This is a genomic window from Pseudomonas sp. GW821-FHT07F01 (assembly GCF_059418825.1).
This window is the reverse complement of the sequence record NZ_JBWKQO010000003.1, coordinates 676,861-694,060: the sequence shown is the minus strand read 5'-3', so window position 1 is coordinate 694,060 and position 17,200 is coordinate 676,861. Positions and strand designations below refer to the sequence as shown.

Sequence of the window (17,200 nt, the reverse complement as noted above, 5' to 3'; positions counted from 1 at the left end):
CAATCCGCCCCTATCACTTTTCCAATCTCGTCCGGCACCTAGGCAATTGCGAAACATTTCCATTCAGGAGCCGCCGTATGTCCCGCCCGCTAGACACCCTGTTGCGCCCCAGTCTCTTGGCCGTTGCCATCGCCCTCTGCGTCCCCCTGGCCAGCCCGACGCTGATGGCCGCCGAACAGTCCACCAGCGTGCGCGCCTACAACCTGCCGGCCGCACCGCTGGCCAGCACCCTGAACCAGATCGCCAGCCAGGCCGGCCTGGCCCTGAGCCTGAATCCGTCCCTGGCGGCGGGCAAGACTTCGGCCCCGGTCAAGGGCCAGTTCGATGCACCGGGCGCCCTGCGTGAGGCCCTGCGTGGCACCGGCCTGCAACTGGAGCACAGCAGCGCCGGCACCTACAGCCTGGTGGCCACGCCGGAAGGCGTGGTGGCCTTGCCGCAAACCAATATCACCGGCCAGCAAGCTGGCGAGAGCGCCTGGGGCCCGGTCGACGGTTACCTCGCCACACGTACCGCCGCCGGCACCAAGACCGATACCTCGCTGGTTGAAGCTCCGCGCTCGATTTCCGTCGCTACCCGCCAACAGATGGAAGACCGCAACGTTCAGAATCTAGACGATGCCGTACGCTACATGCCCGGGATTGTTTCTGCCAGCTATGGCAGCGACACCCGCTATGACTGGATGCGTGTACGTGGCTTTGAACCCACACAATTTCTCGACGGCCTGCCCCTGCCCCGCGGTGTGTATGCCAATCCGAAAGCGGAAACCTGGAACCTCGACCGCCTTGCCCTGCTGCGCGGCCCGGCGTCCTCGGTGTATGGGCAGACCCCACCGGGCGGCCTGCTGGATATGGTCAGCCGGCGCCCAAGCGCAGACACCAGCCACGCCGTCCAGATTCAGTACGGCAGTGACAACTACCGCCAGATCAACTTCGCCAGCACCGGCAAGATCGACGATGAAGGCCAGTTCCTTTATGGGCTCAGCGGTGTCGTTCGCGACGCCGGCACCCAGGTCGACCACATCGACAACAAGCGTTACAACATCGCTCCCAGCCTGACCTGGAACATCGATACCGATACCAAGCTGACCCTGCTCACGCAGTTCACCCGTGACGATACGGGTGCCACCAGCCAGTTCATGCCGATCCAGGGCACCAAGATCAAGTCGCCACTGGGCGACGTTTCCCATCACAAGAACCTGGGTGACCCGGACTACGAGTTCTACGATCGGACCTACTACGCGCTAGGCTACGCCTTCGAGCACCGCCTCAACGATGTCTGGCAGTTCCGTCAGAACCTGCGCTACACCAAATCGGAGCTGTCCTTCCAACAGTTGACCGTTGGTTCTTACGCCTACTCCCCGGCTGATGCAGCGGGCAACATCAGCCGTACCTCGACCAACGTCGACGAAGACATCGGCCAGTTCGCGGTCGACAACAATTTCCAAGCGGACTTCACCACTGGCGACATCAGCCACACCGTGCTGCTTGGCCTGGATCACCAACGTACCGATACCTCCTACCTGTCGATCTACGGTAACGGGGGAACCACCAACATCTTCAACCCGGTCTATGGACAGTCGATTGTTCGTCCGTCGCGCGCCGACGCCTATTACGACTACGACCAGAAGACCATTCAGACCGGCCTCTACGTCCAGGACCAGATGGCCCTGGACAACTGGCGCCTGACCCTGGGTGGCCGTGAGGACTGGGTGCACCAAGGCACCACCTACCTCAACAAGAAAGACGTGACCAACACTGATCGCAGCAAGAACTTCAGCGGCAATGCGGCGCTGAGCTATGTGTTCGACTCGGGTGTTGTGCCGTACATCTCCTACGCCGAATCGTTCCAGCCAGCGAGCAACGCCAGCGTTTCACCGACCGAATCGTATAAACCCACGGAAGGCAAACAATGGGAGCTGGGGGTCAAATATCAGCCACCAGGTTCGAACACTCTGCTGAGCGCGGCGGTCTACGACCTGACACAGAAAAATGTCCTGGTGACCAGCATTGGCGCCGGTGGCGAATCGATCACCAACCAGACCGGCGAAGTGAAGGTCAAAGGCCTGGAACTGGAGGCGGTGTCTGACGTAACCGAAAACCTCAAGGTCATCGCCGCGTATACCCTGGCCAAGTCTGAGGTGCAAAAAGGCATCTACAAAGGCAACCGCTTGCAACTGATGCCAAACCAGCAAGCCTCCCTGTGGACTGACTACACCTGGCATTCCGGCGTACTCGATGGTTTCGGCATCGGTGCGGGCGCCCGCTACACCGGCAATACCTATGGCGACCAAGCCAACACCTGGCTGGGCAAGGCCGACGCCTACACGGTGTTCGATGCTGCCGTGCATTACGACCTCGGCCGCCTGGACAACAGCCTCAAAGGAGCGTCGCTGAAACTCAACGCCACGAACCTGTTCGACAAGGATTACCTTTCCACTTGCGATGGTTCCTACTGCTATTTCGGCGATCAGCGTAGCGTGGTCGCCAGCGCCACCTATCAATGGTAACCAGCTGAGTTAACAACCAGGCCGTCCGACAAGGGCGGCCTTGGTGTGTCTGAAGGCTAAGAAATGAAAAGCAAGACAATCCGCCGCTGGTCCTTTATCCACACCTGGACCAGCCTGATCTGCACGGTGTTCCTGCTGATGCTGGCGCTCACCGGCCTGCCGCTGATCTTCCACCACGAGATCGACCACCTGCTGGGGGATTCCCCCGAACTGCGGGAGATGCCTGCCGACACCCCGCACCTGGACCTTCAACAACTGGTCAAGGCCGCCGAGGCTCATCGCCCGGGTGAGGTCATGCAGTACTTCGGCTGGGACGAGGACGAACCCAATGGCGTGACGACCATCATGGCCAGGACCGCCGGCACCGAGCCCAACGCCTCCCACACCTTCATGCTCGACGCCCGCACCGGCGAGGCCGTGGCCATGCCCTCGGCCAATGGCGGGTTGATGATGGTCATGCTGCGCCTGCATGTGGACATGTTCGCCGGGCTGCCGGGCAAGCTGCTGCTGGCCTTCATGGGCATCCTCTTCGTGCTGGCGATCATCTCCGGCACGGTGCTCTACCTGCCGTTCATGCGCCGCCTGAAGTTCGCCACGGTGCGCCAGGACAAGTCCAGCCGCCTGCGCTGGCTCGACCTGCACAACCTGATCGGCGTGGTAACCCTGACCTGGGCCCTGGTGGTGGGCGTTACCGGCGTGATCAGCGCTTGTGCCGACCTGATCATCGCCGCCTGGCGCAACGACAGCCTCAGCGCCATGGTCGCGCCCTACCGCGACGCGCCGCCACTGACCTCACTGGCGCCGGCCAGCCGCCTGCTGGATATCGCCAGGGAAGCCGCCCCGGGCATGCAGCCGGACTTCATCGCCTTCCCCGGCACACGCTTTTCCAGCGAGCATCACTACGCGGTGTTCCTCAAGGGCAGCAGCCACCTGACTTCGCACCTGCTGACCCCGGTGCTGATCGACGCCAGTAGCCTGCAGGTCACCGCCGTGGCCGGGCGGCCCTGGTACATGGACGCCATGGGCATGTCCCAGCCGCTGCATTTCGGCGACTACGGCGGCATGCCGATGAAGGTGCTGTGGGCGGCGATGGACGTGCTGACCATCATTGTCCTGGGCAGCGGCCTGTACCTGTGGCTAGCCCGCCGGCGAGCCGGCAAGTCGATGCCGCAGGTGCGCCCATGAAACCCCGGCAATCGAACTTCTGGAAGGTCTTCGCCGCGCCCCTGGGCATTGGCCTGCTCTGCGCCGCCGGGTTGTTCGCGGCGCTACTGGGAGACGGGGCCTGGGACAGCCTGAGCTGGCTGGGCCTGGGCCTACCGACGCTGATCGCCCTGCGCGGCCTGTTGCGGCGCAAGCCGGCGGCCTGAACCTGGCGCCGGGAAACCACGCCACAGGTACATCGAGAGCCCGAGGCCGATCAGCATCACCGGGATGAACAGGCGATTTTCCAGCAGCGCCTCGATGGCCACCAGCACGCTGAACAACGCCAGCCCCAGCAGCGGCACATAGCTGGCCGCCAGGCTCCAGCGCCAGGGCTGGGTCACCGGGTCGGGCCCGCGCCAGGCCAGCAGTGCGCAGCCCAGGCCCGGCAGGGCCAGTGCCGGCAGGGCCCAGTACCAGGCCATGTAGGCGAACGCCATGACCAGCTCCGGCTCCCCTTCACCCTTGCGGCGGAACTCGTATTGCAAGGCCAGATACACCGCCAGCGCGCCCAACAGGGTCAGGGCCAGGCTGTACAACCCGTGTAGAAGATAGGACCTGCGCACTCATCACTCCTCGTCTGTACCGCCAATCGCCCCTGTGGCCAATGCCACAGGCTGCGCTAAGATCCCCGGGCTGCGAGACTTCCACCCGCGAGGAATATCCATGTCCACCCCAAGCATGACGCTGTTCCACAACCCGGCATCACCTTACGTACGCAAAGTCATGGTGCTGCTGCATGAAACCGGGCAGTTGAACCGGGTCGCCCTGCAAGCCAGCCAGTTGAGCCCGGTAGCTCCGGACGCCGCGCTGAACCAGGACAACCCCCTGGGCAAGATCCCCGCCCTGCGCCTGGACAACGGCCAGGTGCTGTACGACAGCCGGGTAATCCTCGACTACCTGGACCAGCAGCACGTCGGCAACCCGCTGATCCCCCGGGACGGCTCGGCCCGCTGGCGGCGCCTGACGCTCGCGGCCCTGGCCGACGGGATCATGGACGCCTCGGTACTGGTGCGCTACGAGCTGGCCCTGCGTGCCCCGGAAAAACACTGGGAACAGTGGCTCGACGGCCAGCGCGACAAGATCCGCCGAGCCCTGGCGGTGCTGGAAGCCGAAGCGATTGCCGAACTGGCCAGCCACTTCGATATTGCCGCCATCAGCGTTGCCTGCGCCCTGGGCTACCTGGATTTCCGCCACCCCGACCTGGAATGGCGCCAGGACCATCCCCAGCTGGCCGCCTGGTACTTCGAGATCAGCCAGCGCCCGTCGATGCTGGCGACCCGGCCGCCGGTCTAATCGGTCAGGCGATCGGGCCTCTTCGTCGGCAAGCCGGCTCCTGCAGCACGGGGCATGGCTTGCTGGCGTACCAGCCACCAGGCATCGAGCGGAAACAACTGGCCGATGCGCTGCGCCAGATGCTCCCGCTGGCGCTGATCCTCACGCAAACCCAATGACCTACTCATGGACGGCCTCCAGATCGAACTGCAAAGGCTGCGCTGCCTTGCGCTGGCCAATGCCATACCAGTCCAGCTTGCGGGTCAGCACCATGAACACGCCCAACAGCCCGAACAGCAGCAGCGAGCCCATCAGCAGCGCGTAATCCTCGGCGCTGAGCAGGCCATAGAGCAGGCCGTACAAGGCCGCCAGCGCGATCGCGAACAGCGCGCCGTTACGCCAGCTGTGCAGCACATGGCTGACATAGAAGCCGATCAGCCCCACACAGGCTGCCGCCGACACGCCATAGGCCAGCGCAAAGCCCAGGTGCTCCGATAGCGACAGCAGCAACAGGTAGAAGAACGCCAGGGCCACGCCCACCAACCCGTACTGGATCGGGTGCACCGACAGGCTCTTGAGTACCTCGAAGAGAAAGAAGCCGGCGAAGGTCAGGCCGATGAACAGCAAGGCGTATTTGATGGCCCGGTCGCTCTTCAGGTACTGGTCCACCGGGTCGATGAAACTCACGCCGAAGCTGCGGCCGTTGAAGTCCTGGCATTGCGTGCCGAATGCGCAACGCTCCATGGCCTGTTCCAGGTTGGTGGAGAAGAACGAGGTCTGCCAGATGGCTGAAAAGCCCTGCTCGGTCACTTCACGCTGCACCGGCAGGTAGTTGCCGATAAAGCTCGGGTGCGGCCAGTTGGCCGTCAGCAGGACTTTGCTGGTCTTGCCCACCGGCAGCACCTGCAACTGGCCGGTGCCCTGCAGGCGCAGGTCGAAGGCGAAATCCAGGCGGGTGTTCTTTTTCAGGTCCAGGGGCGGCAGCAGCACATGCACGCCTTCATCCAGCCAGCTGACAAAGGTGCCGGGGGCGAAGTCTAGGGTCTGGCCGTTGAGTTGCAGTTGCAGGGCGTTCTCGATGCCGCGGATATCGCTGATGCCCACCGCCAGGAAGGGCTGGTCGAACTGGTAGTCGGCAAAATCTTCCTTGATCCCGTATTGCTCGGGCACGGCGAAATGGCCGCTGATGTGGTTGTCGGCGTGGAACAGCCGAGCCTCGTAGATGCCCCGGGCACGCAGCTCGGTCTGGGCCTTGCCGTCCAGCTCGAAGTGTTCCGGCAGGAAGAACATGCGCCCTTGCTCCTCGCCGATGTCCTGATAGCGCTTCTTGGTCTTTTCGTCGGTCTTCCAGGTGCGCACGGTCTTGCGGTAATCCACCACCATCACCGGGCCGCGGATCTGCTGCTGGGTGCTGGAGCTGCGGGCAATATCGTCGAGCACGCTGTCGCGCAGGCTCTGGCGCTCGCTGATCAGGCCGCTGATCATCAGCAGCGGTATCAGCAACAGCAGGATCAACAGGCCAATGGCCCCGAGTTTGAAGGTCAGGTTGCGGTTCATGAGGCTCTCCCGGTTCGAATGGAGGAGAGTCTGGAACGCGGCTATGGGGGTTTTATGGAAGCAATGTGGAGAGTCTGTGGAGAATCCCCGCTCAGGGCAGGCGCAAGGTCACCTGCACCCCGCCCGGAACGTTGTCGATACGCATCTGGCCGCCATGCAACTGCACCACTTCCTCGACGAAGTTCAGCCCCAGGCCGGTGCTCTTGCGTCCGCTGTCCGGGCGCGGCAGGGAATAGAAGCGCTCGCACAGGCGCGGCAGGGCATAGTCCGGAATCGGCTCGCCCTGGTTGAACAGCACCAGCTCCACGCCCTCCTCCACAGGTTGCGCGCTGCAACGCAACAGGCCGCCCACGGGGCTGAAGTCCAGGGCATTGGTCAGCAGGTTGCCCAGGGCCTGGCGCAGCAGGAACGGCTCGCCGGACCAGGCCAGGTCCGCCGGCACCCGAAGTTCCACCTGCAGTTGCTTGCCTTCGATACGCCCGTGCTGGCTGTTCAGCAGCTCCTTGCACAACGGCGCCAGGGGCACATTCACCCGCTCTTCCAGGCCCTGGCGCTGCTCCACCTGCGCCAGGTTCAGCAGGCGCTCGATCAACTGCTGCATGCGCGCGCTTTCGCTGTCGATATTGCCGACGAAACGCTGGCGCTGTTCCAGGGGCATTTCGCCCTGCAGCAGCTCCGCCGCCCCGCGAATCGCCGCCAGGGGGCTTTTCAGTTCGTGGGTCAGGGTATGCACGTAGCGCTCGACGTAGGCCTTGCCTTCGAGCTGGGTGCGCATGTGTTCCACCGCCGTGGCCAACTGTTCCATTTCACCGCCGCGATAGTGCGGCAACTCGGCCCGGCGCCCTTCGCTGACCGCCAGGGCATAGGCGGTCATGCGCCGCAGCGCGGCGCTCAGCCACCAGGACAGCAAGGCACCGAACAGCAGGCCCATGGCGATCAGCCCGGCGCCGTACCACAGCAGGCGCCGCTCGGTGCGATCGACATAGGGCTGCAGGGAACTGTTGGGCTTGGCCACAGTGACCACGCCGATGATCTGGCCGTTGTCGCGGATCGGCGCACCCACGTGCATCACCGAGGAATTGGGATCGTCGGCCAGCGAGCGCGACGAGCGCGCGCCGTACTGGCCGCGCAGGGTCAGGTACACGTCGTTCCAGCGCGAATAGTCCTGGCCCACCGCCAGGCCGCTGGAATCCAGGACCACGATGCCCTTGGCGTCGGTCACGTAGATGCGGTGGTTGACCTGATTCTTCGGCAGGCCCCAGATGGTCGCCGCCGGTTGCCGCTCGCCATAGGCACGCAACAGCTGCGGCCAGCGGTTCTCGCTGAGGGTGCCGGCCTTGAAGTCATCCCGCAGGATCTCCGCCAGCAGGTTGGCGGTGTCCACCAGGGTTTCCTCGGTGGACTGGCGGACCCCGGGGCGGATCTCCTTCATCACCGTGCTCAGCACGAAATAGCCGGTCAGGCTGATGAACAGCAAATAGACCAGGAAGATCCGCAGCCCCAAGGTCATCAGGCGTGGCTCGGGCTGTAGCTGTAGCCCAGGCCGCGATGGGTCTGGATCGGCTCGGCCTGGGCCGCCACCAGGCGCAGCTTGGCCCGCAGGCTTTTGATATGGCTGTCGATGTTGCGCTCATAGCCCACATCCGCCATTACCCCCAGGGCGTCCAGCAACTGCTCGCGGCTGAACACCCGCTCGGGCTGTTCCAGCAGGCATTGCAGCAGGCGGAACTCATGCCGGGTCAGGCTCAGGGGCTGGCCACGGTAACTGATCTGCACCCGCTCAGGGTCAATCACGAACAACGCCGCGACCGCCTCGGGAGCCACCCGCGGGACCATGCGCTTGAGGATCGCCTTGACCCGCGCCGCCACTTCCCGCGGGCTGAAGGGCTTGACCACATAATCGTCGGCACCGATTTCCAGGCCCACCACCCGGTCGATCTCGCCGTCCCGGGCACTGAGGAACATCACCGGCACCTCGCTGAAGCGCCGCAGTTGCTTGCAGGTTTCGAAGCCGCTGATATCCGGCAGGCCGATGTCGAGGATGATCAGGTCCGCCGGGCTCGCCTGTTGATGCTCCAGGGCCGCACGGCCCAGGCTCAGCCAGGTGGTAGTGAAGCCTTCGCCTTGCAGGGCAAAGATCAGGGTGTCGGCAATCGCCGCTTCGTCTTCGACAATCAGGATATGGGGCATGGCATCCAAGCACGCAAATTCAGTGGGCGAACGGTGCCGGATGCCTGGTAAGTCGTCAATCAGCAGTCGGGTTTATCGGCGGTATAACGCCGCGCCGGGTTCACCGCCGCACCGAATTCGCGCAGGGCCTTGGCGCCAATCAGCAGCGGGTAGTTGAAGCTGCTGCGGTCGGTGAGGTTGACCTCCACCGTGCGCTTGACGTTGCCCAGGCACATTTCCAGTTCCACCACCGGGCGCTTGGCCGCCTGCGGCTCTTCCCGGTCATCGTCCTCGTCGGAACGGCTCTTGATCTTGCTGATGCGCGCCACCTTGTGTTCGTAGACCTTGCTGCCAGCGTCCTTGGTGGCCAGGCGGAAGCGCACCCAGTCCTCGCCATCGCGGGTGAAGGTCTGGATATCCTTGGCCGACAGCGAAGCGGTCAGGGCCCCGGTGTCCATCTTGGCTTGCAGGGTTTCGCCGATTTCCGGCAGGCGGATGTATTCGTAACGGCCATACAGGGTCGGCTCGGCAGCCATCACCGGCAGCGCCAACAGAGACACAAGAGCAAGGACAGATTTCACGACGGTGGATTCCTTGAAGAAAGTGGGCAGCGGGATTTTAGACCGCCGCCAACGAATTGGTTCTACCCGAGCCCCGTAGGAGCCGGCTTGCCGGCGAAAGGGCCCCGATAGACACCCCAGCCAATTGCCACCCACCCTACCCGCCCCCAGGTGAAACATTCGTCAGCACACTAGAATTTGGCCTGCCCGCCGAAGCTGCTTATCATGGCGCGCCCAAAAGATTGCAAAGAGTGCCTTATGCGCCGCCTGCTCACCGGCTGTTTCGTCACCCTGCTCCTGCTGCTCAACACCCTGGTGCTGTTCGGCCCGTTGATGGTGTTCGCCCTGCTCAAGCTGGTCCTGCCCGGGCGCCTGCGCGACTACGCCTCGGCCGCGGTGATGTGGATCGCCGAGACCTGGGCCGAGATCGACAAGCTGATCTTCGCCCTGTGCATCCCCACCCGCTGGGACATACGCGGCGGCGAGGGCCTGCGGGTCGACACCTCCTACCTGGTGGTGAGCAACCACCAATCCTGGGTCGACATCCCGGCCCTGATCCAGACCCTCAACCGGCGCACGCCGTTCTTCAAGTTCTTCCTCAAGAAGGAACTGATCTGGGTGCCGTTCCTGGGGCTGGCCTGGTGGGCCCTGGACTACCCCTTCATGAAGCGCTACAGCAAGGCCTTCCTGGCCAAGCACCCGGAACTGCAAGGCAAGGACCTGGAAATTACCAAGGCTGCCTGCGAGCTGTTCAAGCGCCAGCCGGTGACCGTGGTCAACTACCTGGAGGGCACCCGCTTCACCCCGGCCAAGCGCCAGCAGCAGGGCTCGCCCTTCCAGCACCTGCTCAAGCCCAAGGCTGGCGGCGTGGCCTTTGTCCTCGCGGCCATGGGCGAACAGCTGGACGCCATGCTGGATGTCACCGTGGTCTATCCCCAGGAACGCATTCCCGGTTTCTGGGACCTGATCTGCGGCAGCGTGCCCAAGGTGATCATCGACATCCGCACCCGCGAACTGGACCCCGCGCTGTGGCAGGGCGATTACGAAAACGACCCGGCGTTCCGCCAGCAGGTGCAGGACTGGGTCAACCGGCTGTGGACCGACAAGGACCAGCGCATCAGCGAGTTGCTGGGCGAAAGCCGCTGATCAATCGCTGATCACGTGGGGCAGGAAGCGGCTGCTGTCCTTGGTGATCGGCGAGTTGTCCTCACGAATGCCGATACCCGCCGGCTGGTCCCCGATCACCCAACTGCCGATCACCGTGTGGTTGCCGGCAAACACCGGCAAGGGGTGGAACTGCTGGCGGATGCAGGGCCCGCCGCCGTAGGGCCCGGCCTCGATCAAATGCTCGCCGCCTTCGGTGCAGATTTCCACATTGGCGCCCTCTCGGGAAAAGAACGGCTTGCGCACCCACCCCGGGCCCAGGCTGGCGGCGGGGTCGTCGTCGATAAACGCCGGCAGCAGGTTCGGGTGCCCCGCATGCCGTTCCCAGAGCAGGGCCAGCGCGCCCTTGTTGGAGAGAATGGCTTTCCACGGGGGCTCGACAAACTGCGTGCGGCTGCCGGCAATGGCCGGGCCAAAGGCTTCGTTGAACAGGTGCTCCCAGGGGTAGAGCTTGAACAGGCTGTCGATGGGGGTGCCCAGCAGGTCGACGAAACGCCCGCCGGCATTCAGACCGATGTCCTCGATGTCGAGCAACCGCGTCCCCAGGCCAGCCTGACGGGCAATGTCGCGCAGGTATTCGACCGTGCCGCGGTCTTCGAGCGAATCCCTGACCGAGGCAAAGTGCATCGGCGACTTGAAGCCGCCCTGGACGAAGGCCTGGAGCAGCTTGTCCTCGATGCTGTTGAACTGGTCGCAGCCGGCCGGCAATTGCCCGCGCTGCATCTGCTGTTCGAGCCAGACGTACTGGAAGAAGCTCGCCTCGTACAGCGAGGTCGGCGTGTCGTAGTTGGTTTCCAGGAGCTTGGCCGGGCCGGTGCCGTCGTAGCACAGGTCCATGCGCCCATAGAGGTGGGGGTCGCCCTGCTTCCATGACTGGCGGATCAACTCATGAAAGGCCGCAGGGATAGCCAGGCGCTCCAGCAGTTCCTCGCTGTCCACCACCTCGGCCACCAGGGCCATGCACAGCTCGTGCAGTTCCTGGGTCGGGTCTTCCAGGTCGTCCTCGATCTGCCGCAGGCTGAAGCGGTAGTAGGCCGACTCGTCCCAGTAAGGCTCACCGTCGAAGGTGTGGAAGGCAAAACCCAGTTGCTCCGCCGTGGCTTGCCAGTCCGCACGCGGGGTGCTGGGGATGCGCTTCAAGAACCGAAGCTCCAACTGCTGCGGCTGGAGGAACCGAAGCCGCTGCGGCTGACCACTTCATGGGCGCCGGCCAGCGGGTTGCCGGCGCTGGTGAAGTGTTCCGGGCTGGATATCCCGAAGCGCCCGCCACTGGCGCCGGAGAAGGTCTTGCCGGCCTCCACCTGCTGGCTGAGGGTGCTCAGCTGGGTACCGCCACGACCATCGCGCTGCTTGTACAGGGCCTCGCTGAAATAGCGCGGTTCAGGGGTCGAATCCAGGCCGATCCAGCGCCAGAAGCGCGAGCCCGAGCTGGAGCCACCACCACCACCACCACCACCACCACCACCACTGGAGCTGGTCTGTTGTTCTTCTTCGGGCTTGTCCGGCACCGTGCGCTGGGAGGTCAGGGCAAAACCGCTGGAAATCGGTACATAGGCTCGGTTATCGCGCGAGACCATGCAGTTGGCGGTGACGAAATCCTCCTCGCAACGTTGCAGGTCCAGGTAACGCGGGGCCACACGCTCCCCACGCTCGCGGGCGTCATCGCGGGCGGCCTGGCAAATGGCAGACGGAATCTGTGCCCGTTCGCATTCGCTGACGCTGCTGAAATTCTGGGTCTGGCGCACTTCCCGGGTCGCCTGGGGCTGGCCGTCACAGGCGGCCAGGGCAAACGGCACGCTGCCCAGCAACACCAGGCGCACGCTCTTGCTGCGTTTCATGGCCGCGCCCTCAGACCGAAGGGGTCATGCAGGCCGCGTTCAGCAGGCCGACACCGACAGAAACCGATGCCACCAGGATCGCCGCCGCGTACTCCTGGCTGGCAATGCGCTGGGACAGGCCCTTGAGGATCAGGCTGACCACAAAGAACGCCAGCAGCTGCACCACCGCGGCGATGCCGGCCCAGAGCAGGAAGTCGATGATCGAGATTGAATGGGAAATAGCGCTGGCCACCGGAATGGCAAAACCCAGCAAGGCACCGGACAGGGCGATGGAAGCCGCGCTGTTGCCCTCGCGGATCAGGGCGAATTCGTTATAGGGGGTCAGGCGCGTATAGATGAACGCATAGAGGGCAAAGACCAGGGCCGCGCCCAGCATGTAGAGCATGAAACCGAGCACCGCATCGGCGGGCAGAGACATCTTCAGTGCATCCATGAACATCGCGTTCAAGCTTCCTTGGAAAACGGGGCGCGAGATATAGCACAGGCCCGATTCGGCGAAAACTCCGGGAAAGGTAAAGACCAGGATTGCAGGAAACTGGGAGGGCCCCGGCGCGCCAGGCGCCGGGGCCGGAGCGCGCTACTTGGCCACGCCCCAGATGCCGCTCAGGCTTTGCAGCAGGGAGCCGCCAACGCCCTGCTGGCCCAGGTACTGCAGGATCACCGGCGCAAACTGGCCGATCATGCCGCTGTCCATGCCCAGGGCGCCGAAGGCGTTGTTCAGGTCATTGGTGTCCTTGACGTCGCCCAGGGCGCTGTCCAGGCCCTTGGTCTGCCCGGACGACTGGCCCAGCAGGCCGCTCAGGGCACCCAGGCTGCCCAGGGCGTTGCTGCCCGAGAGCTTGTCCAGGCCCGGGACACTTTTGCTCAACTGGGAATAGTCGGTGCTGCTCAACTGGTTCTTCGCCAGGCCAAGCATGGCGCCCGTACCGCCGATGGCTTGCTGGGGAGTGACATTCAGTTGCGAACCCAGGGCTCCGAGCAGGCCGGCGGTCTGGGAAGTGGGGGCCGCGGCGGCAGCCTTGTCGCCGCCCTGCATGCCGGAAATGGCATTGGCCGCGTCGTTCAGGCTGAAACCGCCGGCCAGGGCCGAACCGGCTGCCAGGGTCATCAGGGTAGCCAAGGCGAAACCGCGTGGAATATTCATCGAAACAACCTCATGGGGCAGGAAACCACCCGTGTTCGGATGGCTGGAAAACAGCCTTTTGACTGAAGCTTCGGGCGAATGTTCCGAAAGTGACGCAGCGGCGCCCGCACCCTGTGGATTTTAGTCGAGAATCACGCATCCACGGCTCGCCGCTCTGCGTATATGCAGCAACGACGACCGGCGCAGGCACATCGGCACCGGCCGTAGCAGGAGGTCGCAACCCGTGAATGGAACAACCGCCCACCCTGGACTACCCTCTGGCTGGATCGACCGATGCCAGCCGTGGTCCATTCATTTGCCACCTGCCTGGAGAACCGCCATTTCCGCTCTCGACCCCGATCAACTGCGGCACTTGCTGGCCCAGTGCTCACTGGGCGATCGCCGCGCCTTCGAAACCCTGTACCGCAGCGTTGCCCCGTACCTGAATGGGGTGGCCCTGCGCTTCATGGGCCGCCGCGACCTGGCCGAGGAGGTGCTGCAGGAAAGCTTCGTGCGCATCTGGAACAACGCCGTGCGCTACCAGCCGCACCTGTCCGCCCCCCTGACCTGGATGATCAACATCACCCGCAACCAGGCCATCGACCAACTGCGCAAGCACCGCGAGCGGCCCCTGGGCGAGGGGGAGCAGCAGCAACTGATGGACGACGCCCCCTCGGCCCACGAACAACTGGACAGCGCCCGCCAGGCCCGGGCCCTGAACCGCTGCCTGGAAAGCCTGGAGGGCATGCAGCGCCAATCCATCACCGTGGCCTACTTCCAGGGCCTGTCCTGCTCCGAACTGGCCGAGCAACTGGCCGCGCCCCTGGGCTCGGTCAAGTCCTGGATCCGCCGCGGCATGGAACGCCTGCGCAGGTGCCTTGAATCATGAACTATCGAACCCCCGAACGGCGCCGCGCCCTCGCCGCCGACTACGCCATCGGCCTGATGCAGGGCGCCGCGCGCCGGCGCTTCGACATGCTCCTGCTGGACGACCCGGCCCTGCGCGAGGAACTGGCGCAGTGGCAGGAGAGCCTCGCCAGCCTGACCGCAGGCCTGCCCGAGCAGGAAGTGCCGGAGCATGTGTGGCAAGGCATCCAGGCGCGTATCCAGCCCCAGGTCCTGCACATGCCGCAGAAAAACCCGCTGTGGATGCGCCTGCGCCTGGCGATCGCCGCCTGCGCCGTGCTGGCCACCCTGTACATCGGCTTTATCCGGCAGGACGACCAGGTACGCTACAGCGCCACCCTGCTCAGCGCCGACCAGCAACCGGCCTTGCAGATCAAGGCCCACGCCCAGTACCTGCAGGTGGAACCCCTGACCCTGGCCGCCATCGGCCTGGACCGCAGCCTGGAACTCTGGGCGATTCCTGCCGATGGCAAGCCTATTTCCCTGGGCGTGGTACCGGTGGGCGGCAAGGGCCGGATCAACCTGACCCAGGCCCAGCGCGACCTGCTGGGTACCCCGATCGCCCTGGCGGTGAGCCTGGAACCCCACGGCGGCTCGCCTACCGGGCAACCCACCGGGCCGGTGCTGTACCAGGGGCAATTGGCGGCGCTCTGACGGCAATCTTCGCCGGCAAGCCGGCTCCTGCAAGGCTTGTGTAGGAGCTGGCTTGCCAGCGAAGCCGCCAACGCTAAACTGCCCTGCCCACTCACCAGCAGGGTCTGCGCCAGCCCCGGGTTGCCGCACAAGCCCCCCGCACCTTCCGGCACTTGCAGTGAAACGATCTCCAATCAGAACGGCCCTCTACAGCTGCATCGCCCTGGCCCTGGCCATCCCCCTCGTCATCTGGATCATCGGCCGCCCCATCGACGGCAACCGTTGCTCGGACGCAGCCCATGCCACCGGCCCCCTGACCGAGGTCATCAGCCAGTACTTCCAGGAGACCCACGGCGCCGACTGGCAAGAGGAGATCCACTCACTGATCATTCTCGAAGTCCCGGCGGCCCAGACCCTGGCTCGCCAGCCCCAGGCCCATTACTGCGAAGCCCTGGGCCTGCTGGAAAACCCGCAACGAGCGCCCACGGAAAAATTCCATACCGCCGTGCTGATGCTCTCGCTGCCCATCGGCTACTACCTGGATTTCATGGACCGCATTCACCAGTTGTATCAGCGCGGGCTCATCGACCAATCCGTCCTGAGCATGGTGCTTTTCCCAAGAGGCACGGCGCTCAACTACTGGTGGCTGCCCCAGTGGCGATCGCGTTTCCAGCGGGATGCGCCAGGTGTGTTTAGCGAGGCCGCCGCGCAGTACATCCTCAGTGGAGAACACTGGGTCGACTACCCGGGCAAGGGTTTCTGACTCGGTATCGGCAGCGCCCGACGCAAGATCGCCAAGCAAGGTCCTGCGGACCTTTGCGCAGCCTCGCAAGCTCGACAGCGGCTACTGGGGGGTGTTTTTAGCCACAGGGTACGAAGTGCTCGCGGCGGTCTCGGGCTTATGCCACAACGCAAAAGGGCGACCCGTGGGTCGCCCTTTTTCTTCTATCGCCTCAAGTCTCAGGCAGCACTGAACAGCTTGTGCGGATCGATGACGAATTTCTTCGGCACGCCGGCATCGAACTCGCCATAGCCGCGCGGGGCGTCGTCGAGGCTGATGACTTCAACCCCTACCACGTCGGCAATGTTGATGCGGTCCCACATGATGGCCTGCATCAGTTGGCGGTTGTACTTCATCACCGGGGTCTGGCCGGTGTGGAAGCTATGGGACTTGGCCCAGCCCAGGCCGAAGCGGATGCTCAGGCTGCCCATCTTCGCCGCGGCGTCCACAGCGCCCGGGTCTTCGGTGACGTACAGGCCGGGGATACCGATCTTGCCCGCCACCCGCACTACGCCCATCAGGGAGTTGAGCACGGTGGCCGGGGCTTCGTGCTGGGCACCGGCATGGCCGTGGCCCCGGGCTTCGAAGCCCACGGCGTCCACGGCGCAGTCCACTTCCGGCTCGCCCAGCAAATCGGCGATCTGCTCGTGCAGCGGGGTGTCCTTGGACAGGTCGGCAATTTCAAAACCCTGGGCCTTGGCGTGGGCCAGGCGTACCGGGTTGACGTCACCGACGATCACCACCGCGGCCCCCAGCAGGCGCGCCGAAGCAGCGGCCGCCAGGCCCACCGGACCGGCACCGGCCACGTAGACGGTGCTGCCAGGGCCGACACCGGCGGTGACGGCGCCGTGATAACCGGTGGGCAGGATGTCGGAAAGGCAGGTCAGGTCGCGGATCTTCTCCATGGCCTTGTCGCGGTTCGGCAGTTTCAGCAGGTTGAAGTCGGCGTAAGGCACCAGCACGTATTCGGCCTGGCCGCCGGTCCAGTCGCCCATATCGACGTAGCCATAGGCACCGCCGGCGCGAGCCGGGTTGACGGTCAGGCAGACCCCGGTGTGCTGTTCCTTGCAGGAGCGGCAGCGCCCGCACGCCACGTTGAAGGGCACCGAGACCAGGTCGCCGATCTTCAGGTTCTCGACGTCGCTGCCCTTCTCGATCACCTCGCCGGTGATTTCATGGCCCAGCACCAGGCCGACCTGGGCGGTGGTACGACCACGGACCATGTGCTGGTCCGAACCGCAGATGTTGGTGGAGACCACGCGCAGGATGACGCCGTGCTCAATCTTCCTGCCGCGCGGGTCCTGCATTTTTGGATAGTCGATTTTCTGTACCTCGACCTTGCCGCTGCCCAGATACACGACACCACGATTACCAGACATGCTTTCACCTCGCTGTTGTTGTTATGGAACCGCGTAACCCAAAGGGGAAACACGTGGATTGCTCGGGTACAGATGCTGTTTCGTTTTCAAAATCGCTTTCGCGCG

19 protein-coding genes are annotated in these 17,200 nt (G+C 64.4%); 8 read left to right on the top strand and 11 right to left on the bottom strand.

All coding sequences use genetic code 11. The features are described 5' to 3' along the window. Nucleotides 1-77: 77 nt before the first annotated feature. The 3 genes from AC07R1_RS13805 to AC07R1_RS13795 all read left to right on the top strand — a co-directional run bounded on the left by AC07R1_RS13805 (nt 78) and on the right by AC07R1_RS13795 (nt 3,877). The gene (locus tag AC07R1_RS13805) at nt 78-2,507 is read left to right on the top strand and encodes a TonB-dependent siderophore receptor (protein WP_495110610.1); all 2,430 of its coding nucleotides are present in this window, start codon (nt 78-80) and stop codon (nt 2,505-2,507) included. Between the two features lie 63 nt (nt 2,508-2,570). After that, nucleotides 2,571-3,692, top strand: coding sequence for a PepSY-associated TM helix domain-containing protein (locus AC07R1_RS13800; RefSeq protein WP_495110609.1), 1,122 nt, complete (start codon nt 2,571-2,573; stop codon nt 3,690-3,692). Then, nucleotides 3,689-3,877: a hypothetical protein gene (locus AC07R1_RS13795; protein WP_011063883.1), complete on the top strand. Its 189-nt coding sequence runs from the start codon at nt 3,689-3,691 to the stop codon at nt 3,875-3,877. Before AC07R1_RS13800 ends, AC07R1_RS13795 begins: the two co-directional genes overlap by 4 nt. On the opposite strand, the gene AC07R1_RS13790 is transcribed toward AC07R1_RS13795, so the two are convergent. Continuing rightward, nucleotides 3,824-4,276, bottom strand: coding sequence for a hypothetical protein (locus AC07R1_RS13790; protein WP_011063884.1), 453 nt, complete (start codon nt 4,274-4,276; stop codon nt 3,824-3,826). The two genes, AC07R1_RS13795 and AC07R1_RS13790, sit on opposite strands and share 54 nt — an antisense overlap. Nucleotides 4,277-4,376: 100 nt before the next feature. On the opposite strand from AC07R1_RS13790, the gene AC07R1_RS13785 reads away from it, so the two are divergent. Next, complete coding sequence (locus AC07R1_RS13785; protein WP_011063885.1) at nt 4,377-5,006, top strand: glutathione S-transferase; 630 nt, start codon at nt 4,377-4,379, stop codon at nt 5,004-5,006. Here the strand turns inward: AC07R1_RS13785 and AC07R1_RS13780 are convergent. The 5 genes from AC07R1_RS13780 to rloA2 form a co-directional block, all read right to left on the bottom strand. After that, the gene (locus AC07R1_RS13780; RefSeq protein ID WP_155246651.1) at nt 5,003-5,173 is read right to left on the bottom strand and encodes a hypothetical protein; all 171 of its coding nucleotides are present in this window, start codon (nt 5,171-5,173) and stop codon (nt 5,003-5,005) included. The genes AC07R1_RS13785 and AC07R1_RS13780 overlap by 4 nt on opposite strands. Next, nucleotides 5,166-6,542, bottom strand: a complete 1,377-nt coding sequence (gene creD / locus AC07R1_RS13775; RefSeq protein WP_248765481.1) for a cell envelope integrity protein CreD — start codon at nt 6,540-6,542, stop codon at nt 5,166-5,168. The genes AC07R1_RS13780 and creD overlap by 8 nt, the downstream gene beginning before the upstream one ends. A gap of 91 nt (nt 6,543-6,633) precedes the next feature. Then, nucleotides 6,634-8,052, bottom strand: a complete 1,419-nt coding sequence (gene creC / locus AC07R1_RS13770; protein WP_019094051.1) for a two-component system sensor histidine kinase CreC — start codon at nt 8,050-8,052, stop codon at nt 6,634-6,636. Then, nucleotides 8,052-8,732, bottom strand: coding sequence for a two-component system response regulator CreB (gene creB, locus AC07R1_RS13765; protein ID WP_011063888.1), 681 nt, complete (start codon nt 8,730-8,732; stop codon nt 8,052-8,054). The genes creC and creB overlap by 1 nt, the downstream gene beginning before the upstream one ends. A gap of 59 nt (nt 8,733-8,791) precedes the next feature. After that, nucleotides 8,792-9,292 (bottom strand): retropepsin-like aspartic peptidase RloA2, encoded by a 501-nt coding sequence (rloA2, locus tag AC07R1_RS13760; protein WP_011063889.1) that lies wholly within the window; start codon nt 9,290-9,292, stop codon nt 8,792-8,794. Nucleotides 9,293-9,529: 237 nt separating this feature from the next. Between rloA2 and yihG the strand changes: the two genes are divergently transcribed. Continuing rightward, complete coding sequence (gene yihG / locus AC07R1_RS13755; protein ID WP_011063890.1) at nt 9,530-10,417, top strand: 1-acylglycerol-3-phosphate O-acyltransferase, YihG family; 888 nt, start codon at nt 9,530-9,532, stop codon at nt 10,415-10,417. Here the strand turns inward: yihG and AC07R1_RS13750 are convergent, their stop codons facing one another. The 4 genes from AC07R1_RS13750 to AC07R1_RS13735 form a co-directional block, all read right to left on the bottom strand. Next, complete coding sequence (locus AC07R1_RS13750) at nt 10,418-11,575, bottom strand: glutathionylspermidine synthase family protein (protein WP_015637287.1); 1,158 nt, start codon at nt 11,573-11,575, stop codon at nt 10,418-10,420. It lies immediately after the preceding gene. Further along, entirely contained in the window at nt 11,572-12,273 is a 702-nt protein-coding gene (locus AC07R1_RS13745) for a DUF1190 domain-containing protein (RefSeq protein WP_072443638.1), read from the bottom strand. Before AC07R1_RS13745 ends, AC07R1_RS13750 begins: the two co-directional genes overlap by 4 nt. A 10-nt stretch (nt 12,274-12,283) precedes the next feature. Continuing rightward, nucleotides 12,284-12,712, bottom strand: coding sequence for a DUF350 domain-containing protein (locus AC07R1_RS13740; protein ID WP_011063893.1), 429 nt, complete (start codon nt 12,710-12,712; stop codon nt 12,284-12,286). Nucleotides 12,713-12,850: 138 nt separating this feature from the next. Beyond that, on the bottom strand, nt 12,851-13,417 hold the full coding sequence (locus tag AC07R1_RS13735; RefSeq protein WP_011063894.1) for a DUF2780 domain-containing protein: 567 nt from the start codon (nt 13,415-13,417) through the stop codon (nt 12,851-12,853). 223 nt (nt 13,418-13,640) lie between these two features. Here AC07R1_RS13735 and AC07R1_RS13730 point away from each other — a divergent pair, with 223 nt between their 5' ends. From AC07R1_RS13730 to AC07R1_RS13720, 3 genes are all read left to right on the top strand, one after another. Continuing rightward, the gene (locus AC07R1_RS13730) at nt 13,641-14,285 is read left to right on the top strand and encodes a sigma-70 family RNA polymerase sigma factor (RefSeq protein ID WP_011063895.1); all 645 of its coding nucleotides are present in this window, start codon (nt 13,641-13,643) and stop codon (nt 14,283-14,285) included. After that, complete coding sequence (locus AC07R1_RS13725; RefSeq protein WP_011063896.1) at nt 14,282-14,956, top strand: anti-sigma factor; 675 nt, start codon at nt 14,282-14,284, stop codon at nt 14,954-14,956. Before AC07R1_RS13730 ends, AC07R1_RS13725 begins: the two co-directional genes overlap by 4 nt. Nucleotides 14,957-15,113: 157 nt before the next feature. Further along, complete coding sequence (locus AC07R1_RS13720; protein ID WP_019094048.1) at nt 15,114-15,698, top strand: hypothetical protein; 585 nt, start codon at nt 15,114-15,116, stop codon at nt 15,696-15,698. A 197-nt stretch (nt 15,699-15,895) separates the two neighbouring features. Here the strand turns inward: AC07R1_RS13720 and fdhA are convergent, their stop codons facing one another. Then, complete coding sequence (gene fdhA / locus AC07R1_RS13715) at nt 15,896-17,095, bottom strand: formaldehyde dehydrogenase, glutathione-independent (RefSeq protein WP_011063898.1); 1,200 nt, start codon at nt 17,093-17,095, stop codon at nt 15,896-15,898. Nucleotides 17,096-17,200 lie beyond the last annotated feature (105 nt).

Bases quoted from the DNA above. Each gene is read 5' to 3' on its own strand.
- AC07R1_RS13805 (WP_495110610.1), top strand. From the start codon at position 78: ATGTCCCGCCCGCTAGACACCCTGTTGCGCCCCAGTCTCTTGGCCGTT.
- AC07R1_RS13735 (WP_011063894.1), bottom strand. From the start codon at position 13,417: ATGAATATTCCACGCGGTTTCGCCTTGGCTACCCTGATGACCCTGGCA.
- creC (WP_019094051.1), bottom strand. From the start codon at position 8,052: ATGACCTTGGGGCTGCGGATCTTCCTGGTCTATTTGCTGTTCATCAGC.
- AC07R1_RS13780 (WP_155246651.1), bottom strand. From the start codon at position 5,173: ATGAGTAGGTCATTGGGTTTGCGTGAGGATCAGCGCCAGCGGGAGCAT.
- AC07R1_RS13725 (WP_011063896.1), top strand. From the start codon at position 14,282: ATGAACTATCGAACCCCCGAACGGCGCCGCGCCCTCGCCGCCGACTAC.
- fdhA (WP_011063898.1), bottom strand. From the start codon at position 17,095: ATGTCTGGTAATCGTGGTGTCGTGTATCTGGGCAGCGGCAAGGTCGAG.
- yihG (WP_011063890.1), top strand. From the start codon at position 9,530: ATGCGCCGCCTGCTCACCGGCTGTTTCGTCACCCTGCTCCTGCTGCTC.
- creD (WP_248765481.1), bottom strand. From the start codon at position 6,542: ATGAACCGCAACCTGACCTTCAAACTCGGGGCCATTGGCCTGTTGATC.
- AC07R1_RS13740 (WP_011063893.1), bottom strand. From the start codon at position 12,712: ATGTTCATGGATGCACTGAAGATGTCTCTGCCCGCCGATGCGGTGCTC.
- AC07R1_RS13800 (WP_495110609.1), top strand. From the start codon at position 2,571: ATGAAAAGCAAGACAATCCGCCGCTGGTCCTTTATCCACACCTGGACC.
- AC07R1_RS13785 (WP_011063885.1), top strand. From the start codon at position 4,377: ATGTCCACCCCAAGCATGACGCTGTTCCACAACCCGGCATCACCTTAC.
- AC07R1_RS13745 (WP_072443638.1), bottom strand. From the start codon at position 12,273: ATGAAACGCAGCAAGAGCGTGCGCCTGGTGTTGCTGGGCAGCGTGCCG.
- AC07R1_RS13795 (WP_011063883.1), top strand. From the start codon at position 3,689: ATGAAACCCCGGCAATCGAACTTCTGGAAGGTCTTCGCCGCGCCCCTG.
- creB (WP_011063888.1), bottom strand. From the start codon at position 8,732: ATGCCCCATATCCTGATTGTCGAAGACGAAGCGGCGATTGCCGACACC.